Source organism: Kosakonia sp. S57 (assembly GCF_016516575.1).
Lineage (GTDB): Bacteria > Pseudomonadota > Gammaproteobacteria > Enterobacterales > Enterobacteriaceae > Kosakonia > Kosakonia cowanii.
This window is the reverse complement of sequence record NZ_JACVUL010000015.1, coordinates 69,253-88,398: the sequence shown is the minus strand read 5'-3', so window position 1 is coordinate 88,398 and position 19,146 is coordinate 69,253. Positions and strand designations below refer to the sequence as shown.

General features: G+C 58.4%; 15 protein-coding genes. 10 read left to right on the top strand and 5 right to left on the bottom strand.

Annotated elements, in window-relative coordinates; genetic code table 11:
* The first annotated feature begins 83 nt into the window (after window positions 1-83).
* Complete coding sequence (gene xylR, locus IAE48_RS15530) at window positions 84-1,262, top strand: D-xylose utilization transcriptional activator XylR (RefSeq protein WP_042718640.1); 1,179 nt, start codon at window positions 84-86, stop codon at window positions 1,260-1,262.
* 48 nt (window positions 1,263-1,310) lie between these two features.
* On the opposite strand, the gene IAE48_RS15525 is transcribed toward xylR, so the two are convergent.
* The gene (locus IAE48_RS15525) at window positions 1,311-2,138 is read right to left on the bottom strand and encodes a protein bax (RefSeq protein WP_076769334.1); all 828 of its coding nucleotides are present in this window, start codon (window positions 2,136-2,138) and stop codon (window positions 1,311-1,313) included.
* A gap of 317 nt (window positions 2,139-2,455) precedes the next feature.
* Between IAE48_RS15525 and IAE48_RS15520 the strand changes: the two genes are divergently transcribed.
* Both IAE48_RS15520 and avtA read left to right on the top strand, forming a co-directional pair.
* The gene (locus tag IAE48_RS15520; RefSeq protein ID WP_200134900.1) at window positions 2,456-4,492 is read left to right on the top strand and encodes an alpha-amylase; all 2,037 of its coding nucleotides are present in this window, start codon (window positions 2,456-2,458) and stop codon (window positions 4,490-4,492) included.
* Between the two features lie 136 nt (window positions 4,493-4,628).
* Complete coding sequence (gene avtA / locus IAE48_RS15515; RefSeq protein WP_187291293.1) at window positions 4,629-5,885, top strand: valine--pyruvate transaminase; 1,257 nt, start codon at window positions 4,629-4,631, stop codon at window positions 5,883-5,885.
* A gap of 7 nt (window positions 5,886-5,892) precedes the next feature.
* On the opposite strand, the gene IAE48_RS15510 is transcribed toward avtA, so the two are convergent.
* From IAE48_RS15510 to IAE48_RS15495, 4 genes are all read right to left on the bottom strand, one after another.
* Window positions 5,893-6,360: a 4Fe-4S dicluster domain-containing protein gene (locus IAE48_RS15510; protein ID WP_200134899.1), complete on the bottom strand. Its 468-nt coding sequence runs from the start codon at window positions 6,358-6,360 to the stop codon at window positions 5,893-5,895.
* Between the two features lie 106 nt (window positions 6,361-6,466).
* Window positions 6,467-8,317, bottom strand: a complete 1,851-nt coding sequence (gene selB, locus IAE48_RS15505) for a selenocysteine-specific translation elongation factor (RefSeq protein ID WP_200134898.1) — start codon at window positions 8,315-8,317, stop codon at window positions 6,467-6,469.
* Window positions 8,314-9,690 (bottom strand): L-seryl-tRNA(Sec) selenium transferase, encoded by a 1,377-nt coding sequence (gene selA / locus IAE48_RS15500; protein ID WP_200134897.1) that lies wholly within the window; start codon window positions 9,688-9,690, stop codon window positions 8,314-8,316. Before selA ends, selB begins: the two co-directional genes overlap by 4 nt.
* Before the next feature lie 92 nt (window positions 9,691-9,782).
* Complete coding sequence (locus tag IAE48_RS15495; protein WP_094418937.1) at window positions 9,783-10,391, bottom strand: glutathione S-transferase; 609 nt, start codon at window positions 10,389-10,391, stop codon at window positions 9,783-9,785.
* Between the two features lie 654 nt (window positions 10,392-11,045).
* Between IAE48_RS15495 and IAE48_RS15490 the strand changes: the two genes are divergently transcribed.
* From IAE48_RS15490 to lldD, 7 genes are all read left to right on the top strand, one after another.
* Window positions 11,046-12,959 carry a PTS mannitol transporter subunit IICBA gene (locus IAE48_RS15490; protein ID WP_200134896.1) on the top strand — a complete coding sequence of 638 codons (1,914 nt, stop codon included), beginning with the start codon at window positions 11,046-11,048 and terminating at the stop codon, window positions 12,957-12,959.
* A 94-nt stretch (window positions 12,960-13,053) separates the two neighbouring features.
* The gene (gene mtlD / locus IAE48_RS15485; RefSeq protein ID WP_083699459.1) at window positions 13,054-14,217 is read left to right on the top strand and encodes a mannitol-1-phosphate 5-dehydrogenase; all 1,164 of its coding nucleotides are present in this window, start codon (window positions 13,054-13,056) and stop codon (window positions 14,215-14,217) included.
* Window positions 14,217-14,804, top strand: a complete 588-nt coding sequence (mtlR, locus tag IAE48_RS15480) for a mannitol operon repressor MtlR (RefSeq protein ID WP_076770295.1) — start codon at window positions 14,217-14,219, stop codon at window positions 14,802-14,804. The genes mtlD and mtlR overlap by 1 nt, the downstream gene beginning before the upstream one ends.
* Before the next feature lie 54 nt (window positions 14,805-14,858).
* Window positions 14,859-15,221 (top strand): YibL family ribosome-associated protein, encoded by a 363-nt coding sequence (locus tag IAE48_RS15475; protein ID WP_042718723.1) that lies wholly within the window; start codon window positions 14,859-14,861, stop codon window positions 15,219-15,221.
* Window positions 15,222-15,482: 261 nt separating this feature from the next.
* The gene (lldP, locus tag IAE48_RS15470; protein ID WP_200134895.1) at window positions 15,483-17,138 is read left to right on the top strand and encodes an L-lactate permease; all 1,656 of its coding nucleotides are present in this window, start codon (window positions 15,483-15,485) and stop codon (window positions 17,136-17,138) included.
* Window positions 17,135-17,911, top strand: a complete 777-nt coding sequence (lldR, locus tag IAE48_RS15465) for a transcriptional regulator LldR (protein ID WP_200134894.1) — start codon at window positions 17,135-17,137, stop codon at window positions 17,909-17,911. The genes lldP and lldR overlap by 4 nt, the downstream gene beginning before the upstream one ends.
* On the top strand, window positions 17,908-19,095 hold the full coding sequence (gene lldD, locus IAE48_RS15460) for an FMN-dependent L-lactate dehydrogenase LldD (RefSeq protein ID WP_042718664.1): 1,188 nt from the start codon (window positions 17,908-17,910) through the stop codon (window positions 19,093-19,095). Before lldR ends, lldD begins: the two co-directional genes overlap by 4 nt.
* Window positions 19,096-19,146 lie beyond the last annotated feature (51 nt).

Here is a 19,146-nt window from a genome sequence, read left to right as displayed (position 1 = left end):
GATCACACTGCCGGATTATTTTTGTCCGGCAGTGTGTTGAATATGGTAATCAGAACTGATGAATAGTCAGGAAGCGAACCACTATGTTTGAAAAGCGCCATCGCATCACGCTGTTATTTAACGCGAATAAAGCCTATGACCGCCAGGTGGTCGAAGGCGTTGGGGAGTATCTTCAGGCGTCGCAATCGGAGTGGGATATCTTTATCGAGGAGGATTTCCGCGCCCGTATTGAGAACATTAAGGAGTGGCTCGGCGACGGCGTGATCGCCGACTACGATGACCGCGAGATTGAGCGGCTGCTGGCGGATGTCGATGTACCGATTGTTGGCGTCGGCGGCTCTTACCACACGCCGGAGCACTACCCGCCGGTGCACTATATCGCCACCGACAACCACGCGCTGGTCGAGAGCGCCTTTTTGCATCTCAAAGAGAAAGGGGTGCACCGCTTCGCCTTTTACGGCCTGCCCGCCTCAAGCGGCAAGCGCTGGGCCGCCGAGCGGGAGTATGCTTTTTGCCAGCTGGTAGCGCAGGAGAAGTATCGCGGCGTGGTTTACCAGGGGCTGACCACCGCGCCGGAAAACTGGCAGCATGCGCAAAATCGCCTTGCCGACTGGCTGCAAACGCTGCCGCCGCAAACGGGGATTATCGCCGTTACCGACGCGCGGGCGCGCCATGTTTTGCAGGTCTGCGACCATCTGCATATTCCGGTGCCGGAGAAGCTGTGCGTGATAGGCATCGATAACGAAGAGCTGACCCGCTACCTCTCCCGCGTCGCGCTCTCTTCGGTAGCGCAGGGCACGCGCCAGATGGGTTACCAGGCCGCGAAGCTGCTGCACCGGCTGCTCGATAACGAAGCAATGCCGTTGCAGCGCCTGCTGGTGCCGCCGATGCGGGTGGTTGCCCGCCGTTCCACGGATTACCGTTCGCTGAACGATCCGGCGGTGATTCAGGCGATGCACTATATCCGCAACCACGCCTGCAAAGGCATTAAGGTCGATCAGGTGCTGGATGCGGTCGGTATTTCGCGCTCCAATCTGGAGAAGCGCTTCAAGGAGGAGGTGGGCGAAACCATTCACGCGGTGATCCACGCCGAGAAGCTGGAGAAGGCGCGCAGCCTGCTGATCTCCACCTCGCTCTCTATCAATGAGATTTCGCAGATGTGCGGCTACCCGTCATTGCAGTACTTCTACTCGGTCTTCCGCAAGGCCTACGACAGCACGCCGAAGGATTATCGCGACCGCTACAGCGAAATTCTGATTTAGGCGCAAAGAAAAACGCCTTCCGGATGGAAGGCGTTTCAGCAAGCGGGGTTACATGTGGGCGGCAATTAACTGCTGATTGTCCTGATACATGGCAAACAGATAGTTGTTGTAGCTCGCGCCGCGGGTGGAGTAGCCCTTCAGCTTGTGGATCATCGCCGTTGCCGTCACTTCCTGATCCGCTTTACGCAGCTGCGCACGGGATTTACGGAATGAAGCATACGCCGCGTGCGTGTTCAGGTTGGTGACGTAAGCGTCGACCGACTCCTGCACCGAGCCGAACTGCGAGTAACCTTTCACTCTGCCCGAGCCGCTTTTACAGGCGCCTTTCGCGCACTTCATGCCGAACAGGTTGTTGTTACTGCGCGCCAGCTTAGAGGTGCCCCAGCCACTCTCTGCTGCGGCCATGGTGGCGACCATGCTGTCCGGAATAATGTCAACGCGCTCCAGCAGCGTGTTCCACGGAATACGGCGCGTATTCCCGGACCAGCTTACCTTGTAGCGTTTGGCAATATCCTTCATCCGCGTGCGCTCAGAGGGCGACCACTGGCTGTCATACTGTTTTCTGAGCAGCCAGTTACGCTCCGCGGTGATCGCAGCGTTTTTGCTGGTGATGTAAGGCATTACGGTCCGGAGAAACGCTCTCTTTCGTGGTGTCCCGGAAGGGTATTTTCGCAAATCAGGAAGTGAACGGCTTTTTACACTATTGCGAGAATACTCTTTCTTACTGCTTGCCTGTTTTTTTACGCTTGCCTTAGTGACGTGGGCTTTGTGACTCGCTGTTTCTGTGTGCGTTTTTGCCAGCACTCCACCTGAAAACATCAAGGTGAAAAACATGAGTATCGTCGCCCCACTTCGTCGCATGGGTATCGATATCATTAGGTCTCCTGGTCGGATATAAGCATTCCAACGCCTTCTTTTATGCATGATTTTGCGGGCTGAATCGCAAATCATACCAAAATTAACCTTATCGGGCACGTACAGAAATAATCCAATTCTGAAACTATGTCACCGGTAAACTGCATATAAAGCGCACAAGTTCTTAAAAATGCGGCGATTATCGCAATTTCGAAAACCGCACGTTTTACGCATTTTCTCAACCCTTGTTCTCCTCCCTGGCGAACCGGCGATGGGGAGGAGTTACCCGTGCCAGCAGACGGGCACACTAAGGAAAATCGCTATCACGGGGCTTATTGATGAAACACGCTGCCTTACTTCTGCTGTTACTGCCCGGCGTCGCCTGCGCCGACTGGACGGCTGCCGGTTTTCCCGCGTTAACCGACGACGGCACCGGCGTCTGGCGCAGCCAGGCAACGCTGAAAAAGGGTGAGATGCCCGTTACCGTGCAGCAAGACGACGCGTGCTGGCAGCCTGCCGGTGCCATCAAGCTCAATCAGATGCTGTCGCTGGTGCCGTGCAGCGCCAGCGCGCCGCAGTGGCGCATCTTCCGCGACGGCGACTATCAGCTCCAGCTTGATACCCGCTCCGGCACGCCGACGCTGTTAATCAGCGTGAAAGCCCCGGCAGAGAAGCAAGCGGTGGTGGCGCGCCAGTGCCCGGTGCGCAGCGATAAACCGTTGACCATTCCGGTTGGCGACACCTTCCCGGAAGGCAGCGAAGTGCGGGATTTCTACAGCCAGCAAACCGCGACGGTGCGCGAGGGCAAAATCACGCTGCTCCCGGCGAAAGAGAGCAACGGCCTGCTGCTGCTTGAGCCAGCGCAGACGCGCGGCGCGGCACCGTTTCAGTGGCATAACGCCACGGTCTACTTCGTGCTGACCGACCGCTATGTCAACGGCGATCCCGCCAATGACAACAGCTACGGGCGGCACAAAGATGGCATGCAGGAGATTGGCACCTTTCACGGCGGCGACCTGAAGGGGCTGACCAGCAAGCTCGACTATTTGCAGCAGCTCGGCGTAAATGCCCTGTGGATCAGCTCGCCGCTGGAGCAGATCCACGGCTGGGTTGGTGGCGGCACCAAAGGGGATTTCCCCCACTACGCCTACCACGGTTACTACACGCTCGACTGGACGCGCCTCGACGCCAATATGGGCGATGAAAACGATCTGCGCACGCTGGTTGATGAAGCGCACCGCCGCGGCATCCGCGTGCTGTTTGATGTGGTGATGAACCACGCCGGTTATGCAACGCTTGCGGATATGCAGACCTACCAGTTCGGCGCGCTCTACCTGAAAGAGGAGGAGCGCAAAAAAATCCTCGGCGAGCACTGGACCGACTGGAAACCTGACGCCGGGCAAACCTGGCACAGCTTCAATGATTACATTAACTTCAGCGATAAAACCGCCTGGCAAAACTGGTGGGGCAAAAAGTGGATCCGCACCGATATTGGCGATTACGACAACCCCGGTTTCGACGATTTGACGATGTCGCTGGCCTTCCTGCCGGATCTGAAAACCGAATCGAAAGAGGCTTCCGGGCTGCCGCTCTTTTATCGCCATAAACCGGACACCGCCGCGCGCGAGATGGCTGGTTACACGCCACGCGACTATTTGACCCACTGGCTGAGCCAGTGGGTGCGCGACTACGGCATTGATGGTTTTCGCGTTGATACCGCCAAACACGTGGAGCTGGAGGCCTGGCAGCAGTTGAAAACCCAGGCAACGGCGGCGCTGGCAGAGTGGAAACAGGCCAACCCACAGAAGAAAATCGACGATGCGCCCTTCTGGATGACCGGCGAGTCCTGGGGGCACGGCGTGATGCAGAGCGCTTACTACCAGCACGGTTTTGACGCGATGATCAACTTCGACTACCAGCAGCAGGCCTCAGATGCCGCCAGCTGCCTGGCGAATATGGACAGCGTCTGGCAAGAGATGGCGGAGAAGCTGCAAAGCTTTAATGTGCTGAGCTACCTCTCCTCACACGATACCCGCCTGTTCCGCGAAGGCGGTACGCAGTCAGCAGAGCTGTTGCTGCTCGCCCCCGGTGCGGTGCAGATCTTCTATGGCGACGAATCCGGGCGCCCCTTTGGCCCGACGGGTTCAGATCCGCTACAGGGGACGCGATCGCAGATGAACTGGCAGGATCTTGACGGTAAAGCCGCCGCCAGCCTGCGCCACTGGCAGACGCTCGGGCAGTTCCGCGCGCGCCATCCGGCGCTGGGTAGCGGCAAGCAAACATCGCTTACGTTGCCGCAGGGTTACGGCTTTGTGCGCACCCAGGGCGAGGATAAAGTGATGGTCGTCTGGGCCGGGCGGGCGCAGCAGAATTAATACCAGAATATTGTGCTGATAAAGCACACTTGTTAAGAGCAAACGTCGATAAACTGCGGCGAAGGGAGATTTGCACCTCGCGGGTGAGAGCGTTATGGTTAGCCACTTTCACCCGCAGCCCGACAGAGCAGTAGCGATGACATTTTCACTTTTCGGCGACAAATTTACCCGACATTCAGGCATTACGCGTCTGATGGAGGATCTTAACGACGGTTTACGCACCCCAGGCGCTATCATGCTGGGCGGTGGCAACCCGGCAAAAATCCCGGCGATGACCGACTACTTCCAGCAGCTGCTTTCACAGATGCTGGAGAGCGGCAGCGCCACGGATGCCCTGTGTAATTACGATGGTCCGCAGGGTAAAACCGAGCTTCTGACGGCGCTGGCCGCGATGCTGCGTGAAGAGTTAGGTTGGGATATTGAACCGCAGAACATTGCACTGACAAACGGCAGCCAGAGCGCATTTTTCTACTTGTTTAACCTCTTTGCCGGCCGCCGCGCCGACGGCAGCACGCGCAAAGTACTCTTCCCGCTGGCGCCCGAGTATATCGGCTACGCCGACGCCGGGCTGGAAGAGGATCTCTTCGTCTCCACGCGACCCAATATTGAGCTGCTGCCGGAAGGGCAGTTTAAGTACCACGTCGATTTCGAGCACCTGCATATCGGTGAAGAGACGGGGATGATCTGCGTTTCGCGCCCGACCAACCCGACCGGCAACGTCATCACCGATGAGGAGTTAATGAAGCTGGACGTGCTGGCCAATCAGCACAATATCCCGCTGGTGATTGATAACGCCTACGGCGTCCCCTTCCCCGGCATTATCTTCAGCGAAGCGCGCCCGCTGTGGAACCCGAATATCATTCTCTGCATGAGCCTGTCGAAGCTGGGCCTGCCGGGCAGCCGCTGCGGCATCATTATCGCCAATGACAAAGTGATCTCTGCCATTCGCAATATGAACGGCATTATCAGCCTCTCACCGGGCGGCATTGGTCCGGCGATGATGTGCGAGATGATTAAGCGCAAAGATCTGCTGCGCCTCTCAAATGAGGTGATTAAGCCGTTTTACTACCAGCGCGTGCAGGAGACCATCGCCACGCTGCGCCGTTATCTGCCGCCGGAGCGCTGCCTGATCCACAAACCGGAAGGGGCGATTTTCCTCTGGCTGTGGTTTAAAGATCTGCCGATCAGCACTGAGCTTTTGTACCAGCGCCTGAAAAAACGCGGCGTGTTGATGGTGCCGGGCGATTACTTCTTCCCCGGCCTCGATAAGCCGTGGCCGCACACCCATCAATGCATGCGCATGAACTATGTGCCGGAGCCAGAGCTTATCGAAGCGGGCGTTAAAATCCTCGCCGAAGAGGTGGAGCGCGCCTGGCAGGAGCACAGCGCCTGACAGCGGTTTACGCGGGCAGGCTTTTTAGCCGCGCTTCGCGTAACCGCGCCGGATCGACACAACTCAGCGCACTCGTCGGGCAGGCCTCAACGCAGGCAGGCCCGCCATCGCGGTGCTGACAGAAATCGCACTTCAGCGCCTGTAACGGCGCTGAAGTTACCTCCATCGCGCCAAACGGGCAGGCGATCATGCAGCTTTTGCAGCCGATACAGCGCGACTGCTCCACCAGCACTGCACCTTGCGCTCGGTAAATGGCACCGACCGGGCAGGCTCTGGCACAGGGCGCCTCTTCACAGTGATGGCAGGTAACTGCCGTGGAGAAGTCGCCGGTTTTGACCACGCGAATGCGTGAAGAGAAACGGGCGGGGTTAAGGCCCGAGCAATCCTGATCCTGCTGGTGTGATACCGCGCAGGCCACTTCGCAGGTGCGGCAGCCGATGCATTTTGCCGCATCGGCGATGATAAATCGGTTCACGCGTCCTCCCGCCTGAGGCTGAAAAGAGCGAGAGTGCCAGAAAAAACCGCCTGCGCGCTTTGATCGCACCCGGTAGATCGGCACATTTCTCCCCAAGCGAAGTGCCTTACCCCTTTTCGTTAATAAAGAGCGCCTTGTCGCGCAGAATATGGTCGTTGCCACGGCGGCGGGTAAATCCAATGCGATCGAAGTACTCGAGGATCTGAATCGCCAACTTGCGCCCGACATTGAGCTGGTCGCGAAAATCCGCCGCGCTGGTGGAGCCGCGCCCCTGATCGAGATCGCGGATCATGCTGGCGAAGGTGACAATGCGATCGTTGCGGTAGTAGCGATCTTTGACGATGGCGGTGATCAGCCCCTGCTGCGCCGCCTGGCGCAATACGCCGCGCATCACCTGCTCATCAACCCCCGTTTCGCGCGCTAAATCACGCACCCACCAGGGCTCATCACCGAAGAGCGGCGCGGCTTTCTGCCACAGCTGCGCCTGCTCATCGTTAAAACCGGCTTTATGCTCCGGCAGATGCAGCCAGCCGTGATGGCTCTGGATATCGCCGCTCTCGCGCATACGCTCAATCAGCGTTAAGACCAGCGCTTCATCCTCCATCGGCAGCGCCATGCGGCGCAAACGCTCGCGGCCGGGGCCGGGTTCGTCATGATGTTGCTGATGGTAGGTTGCCAGCGTCTCCAGCAGCTTGCGCTGCCAGCGGGCGGCTATCGGCGCATCGAGCAGGTTATTACCGGCACGGATAAAACAGGGATTTTCCAGCAGCAGATTCAGGCCGCTGGTGCTGAGCTGACGCGCCCAGCCAAAGGCGATGAGATCCACCGCGCCGCGCGACAGGTGCGCGCTGAGCGCCTGCGCATCATCTCCAGCACGCGCAAGGTCGGCGATCCACGCCAGGTAATCTGCTTTGCGTTTGCCCCGCCGCGGCGAGTTCAGCGTCACCACGCGAGCGCCCGCAAGCGTAGTGCGCGCGGAGATATCGCGCAGCACCAGCCGGTCGTTATCTGCCAGCCACAGCGGCGTATCCAGCACCAGCTCGGCTAAGCCATCCTCCAGCAGCGAAACGCGACCGGTAACATGGCTGGCGGCGTGATGGATATGCAGCGGCTGCCACTGGTTGAGCGGCGTATGGCTATGGAGGGCAACGATCGCCCGCTCCGTTGGCGCAGGCGGCTGTTGCGACAGCAGCCAGTCGCCGCGACTGAGCGCCTCTTTTTCCGCATCACCGGCAATGTTCAGCGCAATGCGCTGCCCGGCGTGGGCATGTTCAACAGGTTGATTCTGCGCATGCAGACCGCGCACGCGCATCGGCTTATTAACGCCGGTGAGCCACAGCGTATCGCCTACACGGACATCGCCGGAGAGCGCCGTGCCGGTGACCACCAGCCCTGCCCCCTTCACCGTAAAGGCGCGATCCAGCGCCAGCCGGAAGCGCTGATGCGCCGGGTGCGCCCGCTCCGGCAGCTGCAACAGGTGCGCGCGCAGCGCATCAATGCCGCGCATCTCGGCGGCAGCGGTGACAAACAGCGTCGCCTGCGGGTAGCCAAACTCCCGTAAGGTCTGCTCCACCTCTTCGCGCACCTCGGCGATGCGCGTGTCATCGACGCGATCGGCTTTAGTGAGCGCGACGGTGAGCGCCGGGTTGCCGGTCAGTTGCAAAATCGCCAGATGTTCACGGGTCTGCGCCATCACGCCATCGTCGCAGGCCACCACCAGCAGGGCGTGATCGATGCCGCCGACGCCCGCCAGCATATTACTGAGGAATTTTTCATGCCCCGGCACATCAATAAAGCCCGGCACGCGGCCATCCGGCTGCGGCCAGTAGGCGTAGCCCAGATCGATGGTCATGCCGCGCCGCTTCTCTTCCGGCAAGCGGTCGGCATTGACGCCGGTAATGGCTTCGATCAGGGTGGTTTTGCCGTGGTCGACATGCCCGGCAGTGGCAATAATCATTTCAGCAATATCTCCAGCAAGCGGGATTCATCATCAAGACAGCGGCAATCGAGCCACAGACGGCCCTCATAGATACGGCCAATCACCGGCTGCGGCAGCGTGCGCCACTCGCTTGCCAGCGCTTCCAGACGACGGCCGCTGCCGTCATGCGGGGTAAAGGTTAGCGCCGCGCCCGGCAGCCGCTCGACGGGCAGCGATCCGCTGCCAATTTGCGACAGACAGGGCTCGACGCGCAGCGCAAACTCGCTGTAGCGGGCGGTAAGCGCGTCGCATAAGCGCTGGGCCTGGTCACGGATCTCCGCCTGTGGGCGGGTGAGATAGCGCAGCGTCGGCAGATTTTGCGTCAGTTTTTCCGGGTGCAGATAGAGCCGCAACGTCGCTTCCAGCGCCGCGAGGGTCATTTTATCCGCCCGCAGCGCGCGTTTTAGCGGGTGGTGCTGAAGCTGCTCAATCAATGCCTTTTTACCGACGATAATCCCTGCCTGCGGCCCGCCGAGCAGCTTATCGCCAGAGAAGCTCACCAGGCTGACGCCCGCGGCAATCAGCGCCTGCGGCATCGGCTCTTTCGGTAAACCGTAGAGGCTTAAATCGACCAGCGAGCCGCTGCCAAGATCGACAATCACTGGCAGCCCGGCTTCCTGCGCCAGTTCAACCAGCTCGGCTTCCTCTACTGCTTTGGTAAAGCCTGCAATGTGGTAGTTACTGGTGTGGACTTTCATCAGCGACGCGGTATTGGCATTGATTGCCTGGCGGTAATCTTTGGCGTGGGTGCGGTTGGTGGTGCCCACTTCATGCAGAATGCAGCCCGCCTGGCGCATCACATCGGGAATACGAAACGCGCCGCCGATCTCCACCAACTCGCCGCGCGATACCACCACTTCACCGCCGGCTGACGTTGCCGCCAGCATCAGCAGCACCGCTGCGGCATTGTTGTTAACGATGCAGGCATCTTCCGCGCCCGTTAACTGGCAGAGCAGCGCCGCAATGGCGCGATCGCGATGACCGCGCCCGGCACCGTCAAGATCGTACTCCAGCGTTACCGCCGAGCCCATCGCCGTTGTCACCGCATCAATGGCGGCCTGCGACTGCACCGCCCGCCCGAGGTTAGTGTGCAGCACCGTGCCGCTAAGGTTAAATACCGACCGTAGCGCGTGGCTGCTCTCCTGCTCCAGGCGCTGTAAGGCAGCCTGCGCCCAGTTTTCACACCATGCAGGCAAGCGCTGGGCGTCGCGGATCGCTGCGCGCGCCTCATCCTGCAACTGACGCAGGGTTTGCGTAACGCGGCTATGGCCATACGTGGTTAACAGCGACGCGAACGCCTCATCACGTAACAGGCGATCGGTCGAGGGAATCTGGCTGTAAAGAGTTGTCATGAAAAGGCCCGGCTGTGGAGTTACCCCTCCCGTCAGGGGTGTTGACGTGAGAGGGATTGTACAGCGATTTTCTCAGGCGGGCATAACACGGATCACGCCTTGGGCGGTTCCGTGCGGGCAAAGCTTTCACGCTGGAAGAGATTTTCCACCAGCTTCACCAGCAGCGGGCGATCGACGTTCCAGCCCGGCGAGACGCGGCGGAAGTTGAGGTAGCTGATGGCACAGGCAATGGCGATGGTGGCCAGGTTGAGCGTGTCGACATCGAGTTCGCCCTCTTGCAGGCACTTTTCCAGCGCATCCAGCCCGCGTGAGACTTTTTCCCGCTGGCGCAGCAGTTCCGCCTGCGACTGCTGCTCTACCGGGCGGGCTAATTCACGCACCGAGACCAGCGCAGCGTCCATAATGCCGTCGGCCAGCGCTTCCAGCTGGCGGATTTTCAGCGCCGCCTTAGGATCGTCCGGCAGCATCGGCGGTTCGGCACCCAGCAGGTCAATGTATTGCGCAATGATCGGCGAGTCGTACCACACCTCTCCCTCATCGGTGACCAGCGCCGGCACTTTGCCGAGCGGATTGTAGTGACCGACGCCGCTGTCGGCGTTGTAGGGCTGCTCGTTGATAAATTCGAAGGTGATGCCTTTTTCCAGCAGTATGACGGAGATTTTGCGTACAAACGGGCTGGTATAGCTGCCGATCAGTTTCATTGCCGTGTCCTTTTGAAATTTGCCGCAGGGATAAAAAAGAGTGTACGTCACGTGCCGGGGTTGTACAGCGAACCTCCTTACATTGCCTTAGTTAACAAAATAGTCCTTTTCACCCAGGCTGGAACGGCAAGGGGCTAAAACCAGGAATCTCATCCAGAAAAAAAGAGCCTCTCTTAAAGCGTAGAAAGCGCGCGTTGCGTTCATCACGCTGTCAATTTCTTACCCCAGCATAAATACCCGGCTGATGGGTGAAAGGGAGTTACATCGTTGGTCTTTCGAAAAGGCGCACTTTGCGGTCAATCACGTTCGGAATTTTCCGAGGAAAATATCTTGTGATTTACGTCACAAATAACTAACAAACTTCCGACAAATAAATGTGATTTGAATCACATTTATTCGCCAATGCCGGGTAAATTCTGCGCACTGTTCTTTTTTTACACTCATTTTTTGTGACGTAAGTCACTATGAATGGTGGATAACCCCCAACACCAGCGTGATCAAGATCACATAAAAGTGTGTCATCTGGACAGGCTAACGATTCGGTGCCAGATTCCGCATCACAGACAATTCAGGTCCGGCTACCTCTGCCGCCACATTAACAATAAACCTCGGGCTTCCGGCCTGTGCGCTAGCAAACATAAGAAGGGGTGTTTTATGTCATCCGATATCAAGATCAAGGTGCAAAGCTTTGGTCGTTTCCTGAGCAATATGGTGATGCCGAATATCGGCGCCTTTATCGCGTGGGGGATTATCACCGCCCTGTTTATTCCGACAGGATGGTTACCTAACGAGACGCTGGCGAAACTCGTCGGCCCGATGATTACCTATCTGCTGCCACTGCTGATCGGCTTTACCGGTGGTCGCCTGGTAGGCGGCGATCGCGGCGGCGTGGTTGGTGCTATCACCACCATGGGCGTGATCGTAGGCGCGGATATGCCGATGTTCCTCGGCGCGATGATTGCAGGCCCGCTGGGCGGCTTCTGCATCAAGAAATTTGACGCGGCCGTCGACGGTAAGATCAAGTCCGGTTTCGAAATGCTGGTGAACAACTTCTCCGCTGGCATCATCGGGATGATCCTCGCCATTCTGGCGTTCATGGCGATTGGTCCGGCGGTGGAAGTGCTCTCGAAAGCGCTCGCCGCAGGCGTGAACTTTATGGTGGTTCACGACATGCTGCCGCTGGCCTCTATCTTCGTTGAGCCGGCGAAAATCCTCTTCCTTAACAACGCCATCAACCACGGCATCTTCTCGCCGCTGGGTATTCAGCAGTCCCATGAGATCGGCAAGTCAATCTTCTTCCTGATTGAAGCAAACCCGGGTCCGGGTATGGGTATCCTGCTGGCCTATATGTTCTTCGGTCGCGGCAGCGCGAAGCAGTCTGCGGGCGGCGCGGCGATTATCCACTTCCTCGGCGGGATCCATGAGATTTACTTCCCGTACGTGCTGATGAACCCGCGTCTGCTGATTGCGGTGATCCTCGGCGGTATGACCGGCGTCTTTACCCTGAGCGTGCTGAACGGCGGCCTGGTCTCTCCGGCTTCTCCGGGCTCTATCCTCGCGGTACTGGCGATGACGCCAAAAGGCGCTTACTTCGCTAACCTCGCGGCGATTTTCGCAGCCATGATTGTCTCCTTCGTTATCGCGGCAATCCTGCTGAAAACCAGCAAAGTGAAAGAGGACGAGGACGATATCGAAGCGGCAACCCGCCGTATGCACGATATGAAAGCCGAATCCAAAGGCGCTGCGGCTGCGCAGGGCACAAAAGATGTCACTAACGATCTGAGCCACGTGCGCAAAATCATCGTCGCATGTGATGCCGGGATGGGCTCCAGCGCCATGGGCGCAGGTGTGCTGCGTAAGAAAGTGCAGGATGCGGGTCTGACCAACATCTCTGTTACCAACAGCGCGATTAACAGCCTGCCGTCCGATGTTGATCTGGTGATTACGCACCGCGACCTGACCGAGCGCGCCATGCGCCAGGCACCGCAAGCGCAGCATATCTCACTGACCAACTTCCTCGACAGCGGCCTTTACACCGGCCTGACCGAGCGTCTGGTGGCTGCCCAACGCCACACGACTAACGAAGCGAAGGTTAACAGCAGCCTGCAGGACAGCTTTGATACTTCCAACACCCATCTGTTTAAGCTGGGCGCGGAGAATATCTTCCTCGGCTGTAGCGCCACGCAGAAAGAAGAGGCGATTCGCTTTGCCGGTGAGCAGCTGGTCAAAGGCGGCTATGTACAGCCAGAATATATTGACGCGATGCTGGAACGTGAAAAACTGACGCCAACCTATCTGGGCCAGTCTATTGCGGTTCCGCACGGCACGGTGGAAGCGAAAGATCGCGTCCTGAAAACCGGCGTGGTCTTCTGCCAGTATCCGCAGGGCGTGCGCTTCGGTGAAGAAGAGGATGAGATTGCGCATCTGGTGATCGGCATTGCCGCGCGCAATAACGAACATATTCAGGTCATTACTAGCCTGACTAACGCGCTGGATGATGAGACGATTGTCGAACGTCTCTCGCATACCACAAGCGTTGAGGAAGTGCTGGCATTGCTCAACCAGTAATCCGCTCCACGTTCTCTCCTCTTCGGAGGAGAGGGCTTGGGTGAGGAGAACCCGCTGACATTCCTCACCCCAGCCCTCTCGGGTAAAAACATTGATAAAGGGTCATTCTATGAAAGCATTACATTTTGGCGCAGGTAATATCGGACGTGGCTTTATCGGCAAGCTGTTGGCCGACGCGGGGATTGAACTGACGTTCGCCGATGTTAATCAGGTGGTTCTGGACGCCCTCAACGCCCGTCATAGCTATCAGGTTCACGTAGTCGGTGAACAAGAGCAGGTGGATACCGTCTCTGGCGTCAATGCGGTGAGCAGCATCGGTGATGAGGTTGTCGATCTGATTGCGCAGGTCGATTTAGTTACTACCGCCGTTGGCCCGGTAGTGCTGGAGCGTATCGCCCCGGCGGTTGCCAAAGGGCTGGTAAAACGTAAGGCGCAGGGCATCGATACGCCGCTGAACATTATCGCCTGTGAAAATATGGTGCGCGGCACCAGTCAGTTGAAAGGGCACGTTTTCGCCCAGCTTGCGGAGGAGGATAAAGCCTGGGTTGAGGCGCATGTCGGCTTCGTCGACTCTGCCGTCGACCGCATTGTCCCGCCTTCCGCCTCTGCCAATAACGATCCGCTGGAAGTGACGGTTGAGACCTTCAGCGAGTGGATTGTCGATAAAACCCAGTTTAAGGGCGCGCTGCCGACTATTCCGGGAATGGAGCTGACCGACAATTTGATGGCCTTTGTTGAGCGTAAGCTCTTCACGCTGAATACCGGGCATGCTATAACCGCCTACCTTGGAAAACAGACCGGCCATCAAACCATTCGCGACGCGATCCTTGATGAGAAAATTCGTGCCGTAGTGAAAGGCGCGATGGAAGAGAGCGGCGCGGTGCTGATCAAGCGTTATGGCTTCGATGCTGACAAACACGCAGCCTATATTCAGAAAATCCTGGGTCGTTTTGAGAACCCCTATCTGAAAGACGATGTTGAACGCGTAGGGCGTCAACCGCTGCGTAAACTGAGCGCGGGTGACCGTCTGATTAAACCGCTGCTCGGCACGCTGGAGTACAACCTGCCGCACGCCAACCTGGTGCAAGGGATCGCCGCCGCGATGCACTATCGCAGCGAAGAGGATCCGCAGGCGCAGGAGCTGGCTCAGCTTATTGCTGAGAAAGGCCCGCAGGCGGCACTGGCACAGGTTTCCGGTCTCGACGCCGACAGCCCGGTGGTACAGGAAGCCGTCAACGCTTATCAATCCCAGGCATGATGCCGATATTGGCGCGGGAGATCCCGCGCCAGCTAACGAAGTTGTCAGATATGCAGGCAATAATGGAACACACCCAGGCTTTCGAAAACCGTGTACTCGAGCGTCTGAATGCGGGAAAAACCGTGCGCAGTTTTTTGATTGCCGCCGTTGAGTTGCTAAACGAAGCGATCAATATCCTCGTGCTGCAGGTGTTTCGCAAAGATGACTACGCGGTGAAATATGCCGTCGAGCCGCTGCTGGACGGCGATGGTCCGCTGGGCAATTTGTCTGTGCGTTTAAAGCTGATTTACGGCCTCGGGGTTATCTCGCGGGCCGAGTATGAAGATGCCGAGCTGCTGATGGCGCTGCGCGAAGAGCTGAACCATGATGGCACCGAGTACGCCTTCACCGATGATGAGATCCTCGGGCCGTTTGGCGAGCTGCACTGCGTCGCCGCCCTGCCGCCTCAGCCTGTGTTCGATACCAGCGATGCAGATTTTTTCGCCATGCAAAAACAGCGTTATCAGCAGGTGGTGCGCTCCACCATGGTGCTTTCGCTGACCGAGCTGATCTCACGGATCAGCTTAAAAAAAGCATTCCAGAAGTAATCCCCTCCTGTAGTGTTGTATCCTTGCACTTTGTTCCTGAAGAAAATGCCTATCATGAAAGAAGTCGAAAAAAACGAAATTAAACGTCTGAGCGACCGTCTCGACGCGATCCGCCACCAGCAGGCGGAGCTCTCTCTGGTTGATGCGGCTGAGAAGTACGCCGAACTGGAAAAAGAGAAGACCACGCTGGAAACCGAAATCGCCCGTCTGCGCGACCAGTACAGCCAGAAGCTGAGTAAAGAGGCGCAGAAGCTGACGCAAATGCGCTACAGCCGCCCGATTACCAAGAAAGAGCAGGCTGACCTCGGCAAGCTGAAAAAAAGCGTGCGCGGGATTGTCGTGGTTCACCCGATGACAGCGCTGGGCCGTGAAATGGGCCTCGACGCGATGACCGGTTTCGCCAACACCGAGTTCTGATAGCTTCTCTCCGCCCCGCCTCCCTTGAGCGCGCGGGCGGCCTTAATTGGCCCTACCAATTCCACCCGCTTTTTCTCCGCGCTTCACAGTTCCACTAAATGCCTTCACAGCCTGATTGCCACACCGCAACATTTGGATAACCATTCGTTATCACAAACCCTACACAACCCCATTGGCAGGACCACTTTTACAAAACCTGTGAGACAGAGCTAAGCAGAGACTTATCGCTCGCGGTTTTGCCGTGGTTCTCAGGAGACCTGCATGACGCTCTGGCAACAGAACTATGACCCGGCTGGCAATCTCTGGCTTTCCAGCCTCATCGCATCGCTTCCGATCCTGTTCTTCTTTTTCGCGCTGATAAAACTGAAGCTGAAAGGCTACGTTGCCGCAAGCTGGACCGTCGCCATCGCCCTTGCCGTTGCGCTGCTGTTCTACAAAATGCCGGTAGATCGCGCGCTGGCATCGGTGGTGTACGGCTTTTTCTATGGCCTGTGGCCCATTGCGTGGATCATTATCGCCGCCGTCTTTGTCTATAAGATCTCCGTCAAAACCGGCCAGTTCGACATTATTCGCTCGTCGATTCTCTCCATTACGCCAGACCAGCGTTTGCAGATGCTGATTGTCGGCTTCTCGTTTGGCGCGTTTCTCGAAGGGGCCGCCGGGTTTGGCGCGCCGGTGGCGATCACCGCCGCCCTGCTGGTGGGGCTGGGCTTTAACCCGCTCTATGCCGCCGGGCTGTGCCTGATTGTGAATACCGCGCCGGTGGCCTTCGGTGCGATGGGGATTCCGATTCTGGTTGCCGGCCAGGTGACCGGACTGGACAGCTTCGAAATCGGCCAGATGGTGGGCCGCCAGCTCCCCTTCCTGACCATTATTGTGCTCTTCTGGATCATGGCGATTATGGATGGCTGGCGCGGGGTGAAAGAGACCTGGCCTGCGGTAGTGGTTGCCGGGGGGTCGTTTGCCATTGCGCAGTATCTCAGTTCTAACTTTATCGGCCCGGAGTTGCCGGACATCATCTCCTCGCTGGTGTCGCTGGTCTGCCTGACGCTGTTCCTCAAACGCTGGAAGCCGGTGCGCATTTTCCGCTTTGGTGATATGGGCGCGTCGCAGGTCGATCTCGATCTCTCCCGCACGAAATACAGCGCCGGGCAGATCCTGCGCGCCTGGTCGCCGTTCCTGCTCCTGACCGCAACCGTGACGCTGTGGAGTGTTCCGCCCTTTAAAGCGCTCTTTGCGCCGGGTGGCGCGCTCTACGACTGGGTGTTTAATATCTCCGTGCCGCACCTTGATAAGCTGGTGGCGCGCATGCCGCCGGTGGTGAACGCCGCCACGCCGTATGCGGCGGTCTATAAGTTTGACTGGTTCTCTGCCACCGGCACCGCCATTCTCTTTGCGGCAATCCTCTCGATTGTGTGGCTGAAGATGAAACCGAAGGATGCCATCACCACCTTTGCCGGTACGCTGAAAGAGCTGGCGCTGCCCATCTACTCTATCGGTATGGTGCTGGCCTTCGCCTTTATCTCTAACTACTCCGGCCTGTCGTCGACGCTGGCATTAGCGCTGGCGCACACCGGCAGTGCGTTTACCTTTTTCTCGCCGTTCCTCGGTTGGCTGGGGGTCTTTTTGACCGGCTCCGACACCTCATCAAACGCGCTGTTTGCCGCGCTGCAAGCCACCGCCGCGCAGCAGATTGGCGTCTCGGATGTGCTGATGGTGGCGGCTAACACCACCGGCGGCGTCACCGGGAAGATGATCTCGCCGCAGTCCATCGCTATCGCCTGTGCGGCGGTGGGTCTGGTGGGTAAAGAGTCCGATCTCTTCCGCTTTACCGTTAAACACAGCCTGATATTCACCTGTATGGTCGGCGTGATCACCACCCTGCAGGCTTATGTGCTGACCTGGATGATCCCATGAACCTATTACCCAGACGCCTGGCTGACGAGGTCGCTGACCGCGTACGGGCGTTAATTGCAGAACAACAGCTGGAAGCGGGCATGAAGTTGCCCGCCGAGCGCCAGCTTGCCGTGCAGCTTGGCGTGTCGCGCAACTCCTTACGCGAAGCGCTGGCAATGCTGGTCAGCGAAGGCGTGCTGTTAAGCCGCCGCGGGGGTGGAACCTTTGTGCGCTGGCAGCATGAGGCTTGGTCGGAGCAGAATATCGTCCAGCCGCTGAAAACGCTGCTCAATGATGACCCCGATTACAGCTTTGATATTCTCGAAGCCCGCCACGCCATCGAGGCAAGCACCGCCTGGCATGCAGCGATGCGCGCGACCGATGCCGATAAAGAGAAAATCGTGCTCTGCTTTGAGGCCTCGCAATCCGATGACCCGGATCTCGCCTCGCAGGCGGATGTGCGTTTCCATCTGGCCATCGCCGAAGCCTCACACAATGTGGTGCTGCTGCAAACCATGCGCGGTTTCTTCGACCTGCTGCAATCCTCGGTCAAGCAGAGCCGCCAGCGCATGTACCTTGTTCCGCCGGTTTTCGCCCGGCTTACGGAGCAACACCGCACGGTGATGAATGCCATTCTTGCGGGCGATGCGGAGGGTGCGCGTCAGGCGATGATGGCGCACCTCGCTTTCGTCCACACCACGATTCGCCAGTTTGACGAAGACCGGGCCCGCCAGGCGCGCATTACCCGCCTGCCCGACGAGCAACTGATTCATTTAAGGGAGAAAAAAGCATGATTATTTCCGCAGCCAGCGACTATCGCGCCGCGGCAAAACGCGTTCTGCCGCCGTTCCTGTTTCACTATATCGACGGTGGCGCTTACGCCGAATACACCCTGCGCCGCAACGTCGAGGATTTATCACAGGTCGCGCTCCGCCAGCGAGTGCTGAAGAATATGTCCGACCTGAGCCTTGAGACCACGCTGTTCAAGGAACAGCTTTCAATGCCGGTCGCACTGGCACCCGTCGGGCTATGCGGGATGTATGCCCGTCGCGGCGAAGTGCAGGCCGCAGGCGCAGCAGATGCCAAAGGCATCCCCTTTACCCTGTCGACCGTCTCCGTCTGCCCGATTGAAGAGGTGGCACCAACCATTAAGCGCCCGATGTGGTTCCAGCTTTACGTGCTGCGCGATCGCGGCTTTATGCGTAATGCGCTGGAGCGGGCAAAGGCAGCGGGCTGTTCCACGCTGGTCTTTACCGTCGATATGCCAACGCCCGGCGCGCGTTATCGCGATGCGCACTCCGGGATGAGCGGGCCAAACGCCGCACTGCGCCGCTACTGGCAGTCAGTGATGCATCCGCAGTGGGCATGGGATGTGGGCGTCAATGGTCGTCCTCACGACCTGGGCAATATCTCTGCGTACCTCGGGAAGCCAACCGGGCTGGAGGATTATATTGGCTGGCTGGCAAACAACTTCGATCCCTCTATCTCGTGGAAGGACCTGGAGTGGATCCGCGAATTCTGGGATGGCCCAATGGTGATCAAAGGGATCCTCGATCCGGAAGATGCCCGCGACGCGGTGCGTTTTGGCGCGGATGGGATTGTCGTCTCTAACCACGGCGGTCGCCAGCTGGATGGCGTGCTCTCTTCGGCGCGCGCGCTGCCAGCGATTGCCGACGCGGTGAAGGGCGATATTGCCATTCTTGCGGATAGCGGGATTCGTAACGGCCTTGATGTGGTGCGGATGATTGCGCTCGGCGCAGACACCGTGCTGCTTGGCCGCGCCTATCTCTATGCGCTGGCGACACATGGCCGACAGGGGGTGGCTAACCTGCTGGATCTGATTGAAAAAGAGATGCGCGTGGCGATGACGCTGACCGGCGCGAAATCGATTCGCGAAATTAGCAAGGACTCGTTAGTGCAGGCGCAGAGCGAGATCCCCGCCGCGCTGGCACCGCTGTCGCACGGCGATGCGGCGTAGTAAAAAATGCTCTCCCCGCCCTGGGGAGAGTGCTATCCTGCCCCCGCTATT

What these genes read in the sequence shown, in the direction of transcription:
- avtA (WP_187291293.1), top strand. Translation starts at nt 4,629, where the DNA reads ATGACATTTTCACTTTTCGGCGACAAATTTACCCGACATTCAGGCATT.
- xylR (WP_042718640.1), top strand. Translation starts at nt 84, where the DNA reads ATGTTTGAAAAGCGCCATCGCATCACGCTGTTATTTAACGCGAATAAA.
- IAE48_RS15525 (WP_076769334.1), bottom strand. Translation starts at nt 2,138, where the DNA reads ATGATATCGATACCCATGCGACGAAGTGGGGCGACGATACTCATGTTT.
- selA (WP_200134897.1), bottom strand. Translation starts at nt 9,690, where the DNA reads ATGACAACTCTTTACAGCCAGATTCCCTCGACCGATCGCCTGTTACGT.
- selB (WP_200134898.1), bottom strand. Translation starts at nt 8,317, where the DNA reads ATGATTATTGCCACTGCCGGGCATGTCGACCACGGCAAAACCACCCTG.
- lldR (WP_200134894.1), top strand. Translation starts at nt 17,135, where the DNA reads ATGAACCTATTACCCAGACGCCTGGCTGACGAGGTCGCTGACCGCGTA.
- IAE48_RS15475 (WP_042718723.1), top strand. Translation starts at nt 14,859, where the DNA reads ATGAAAGAAGTCGAAAAAAACGAAATTAAACGTCTGAGCGACCGTCTC.
- lldP (WP_200134895.1), top strand. Translation starts at nt 15,483, where the DNA reads ATGACGCTCTGGCAACAGAACTATGACCCGGCTGGCAATCTCTGGCTT.
- IAE48_RS15495 (WP_094418937.1), bottom strand. Translation starts at nt 10,391, where the DNA reads ATGAAACTGATCGGCAGCTATACCAGCCCGTTTGTACGCAAAATCTCC.
- mtlR (WP_076770295.1), top strand. Translation starts at nt 14,217, where the DNA reads ATGCCGATATTGGCGCGGGAGATCCCGCGCCAGCTAACGAAGTTGTCA.
- IAE48_RS15520 (WP_200134900.1), top strand. Translation starts at nt 2,456, where the DNA reads ATGAAACACGCTGCCTTACTTCTGCTGTTACTGCCCGGCGTCGCCTGC.
- IAE48_RS15490 (WP_200134896.1), top strand. Translation starts at nt 11,046, where the DNA reads ATGTCATCCGATATCAAGATCAAGGTGCAAAGCTTTGGTCGTTTCCTG.
- lldD (WP_042718664.1), top strand. Translation starts at nt 17,908, where the DNA reads ATGATTATTTCCGCAGCCAGCGACTATCGCGCCGCGGCAAAACGCGTT.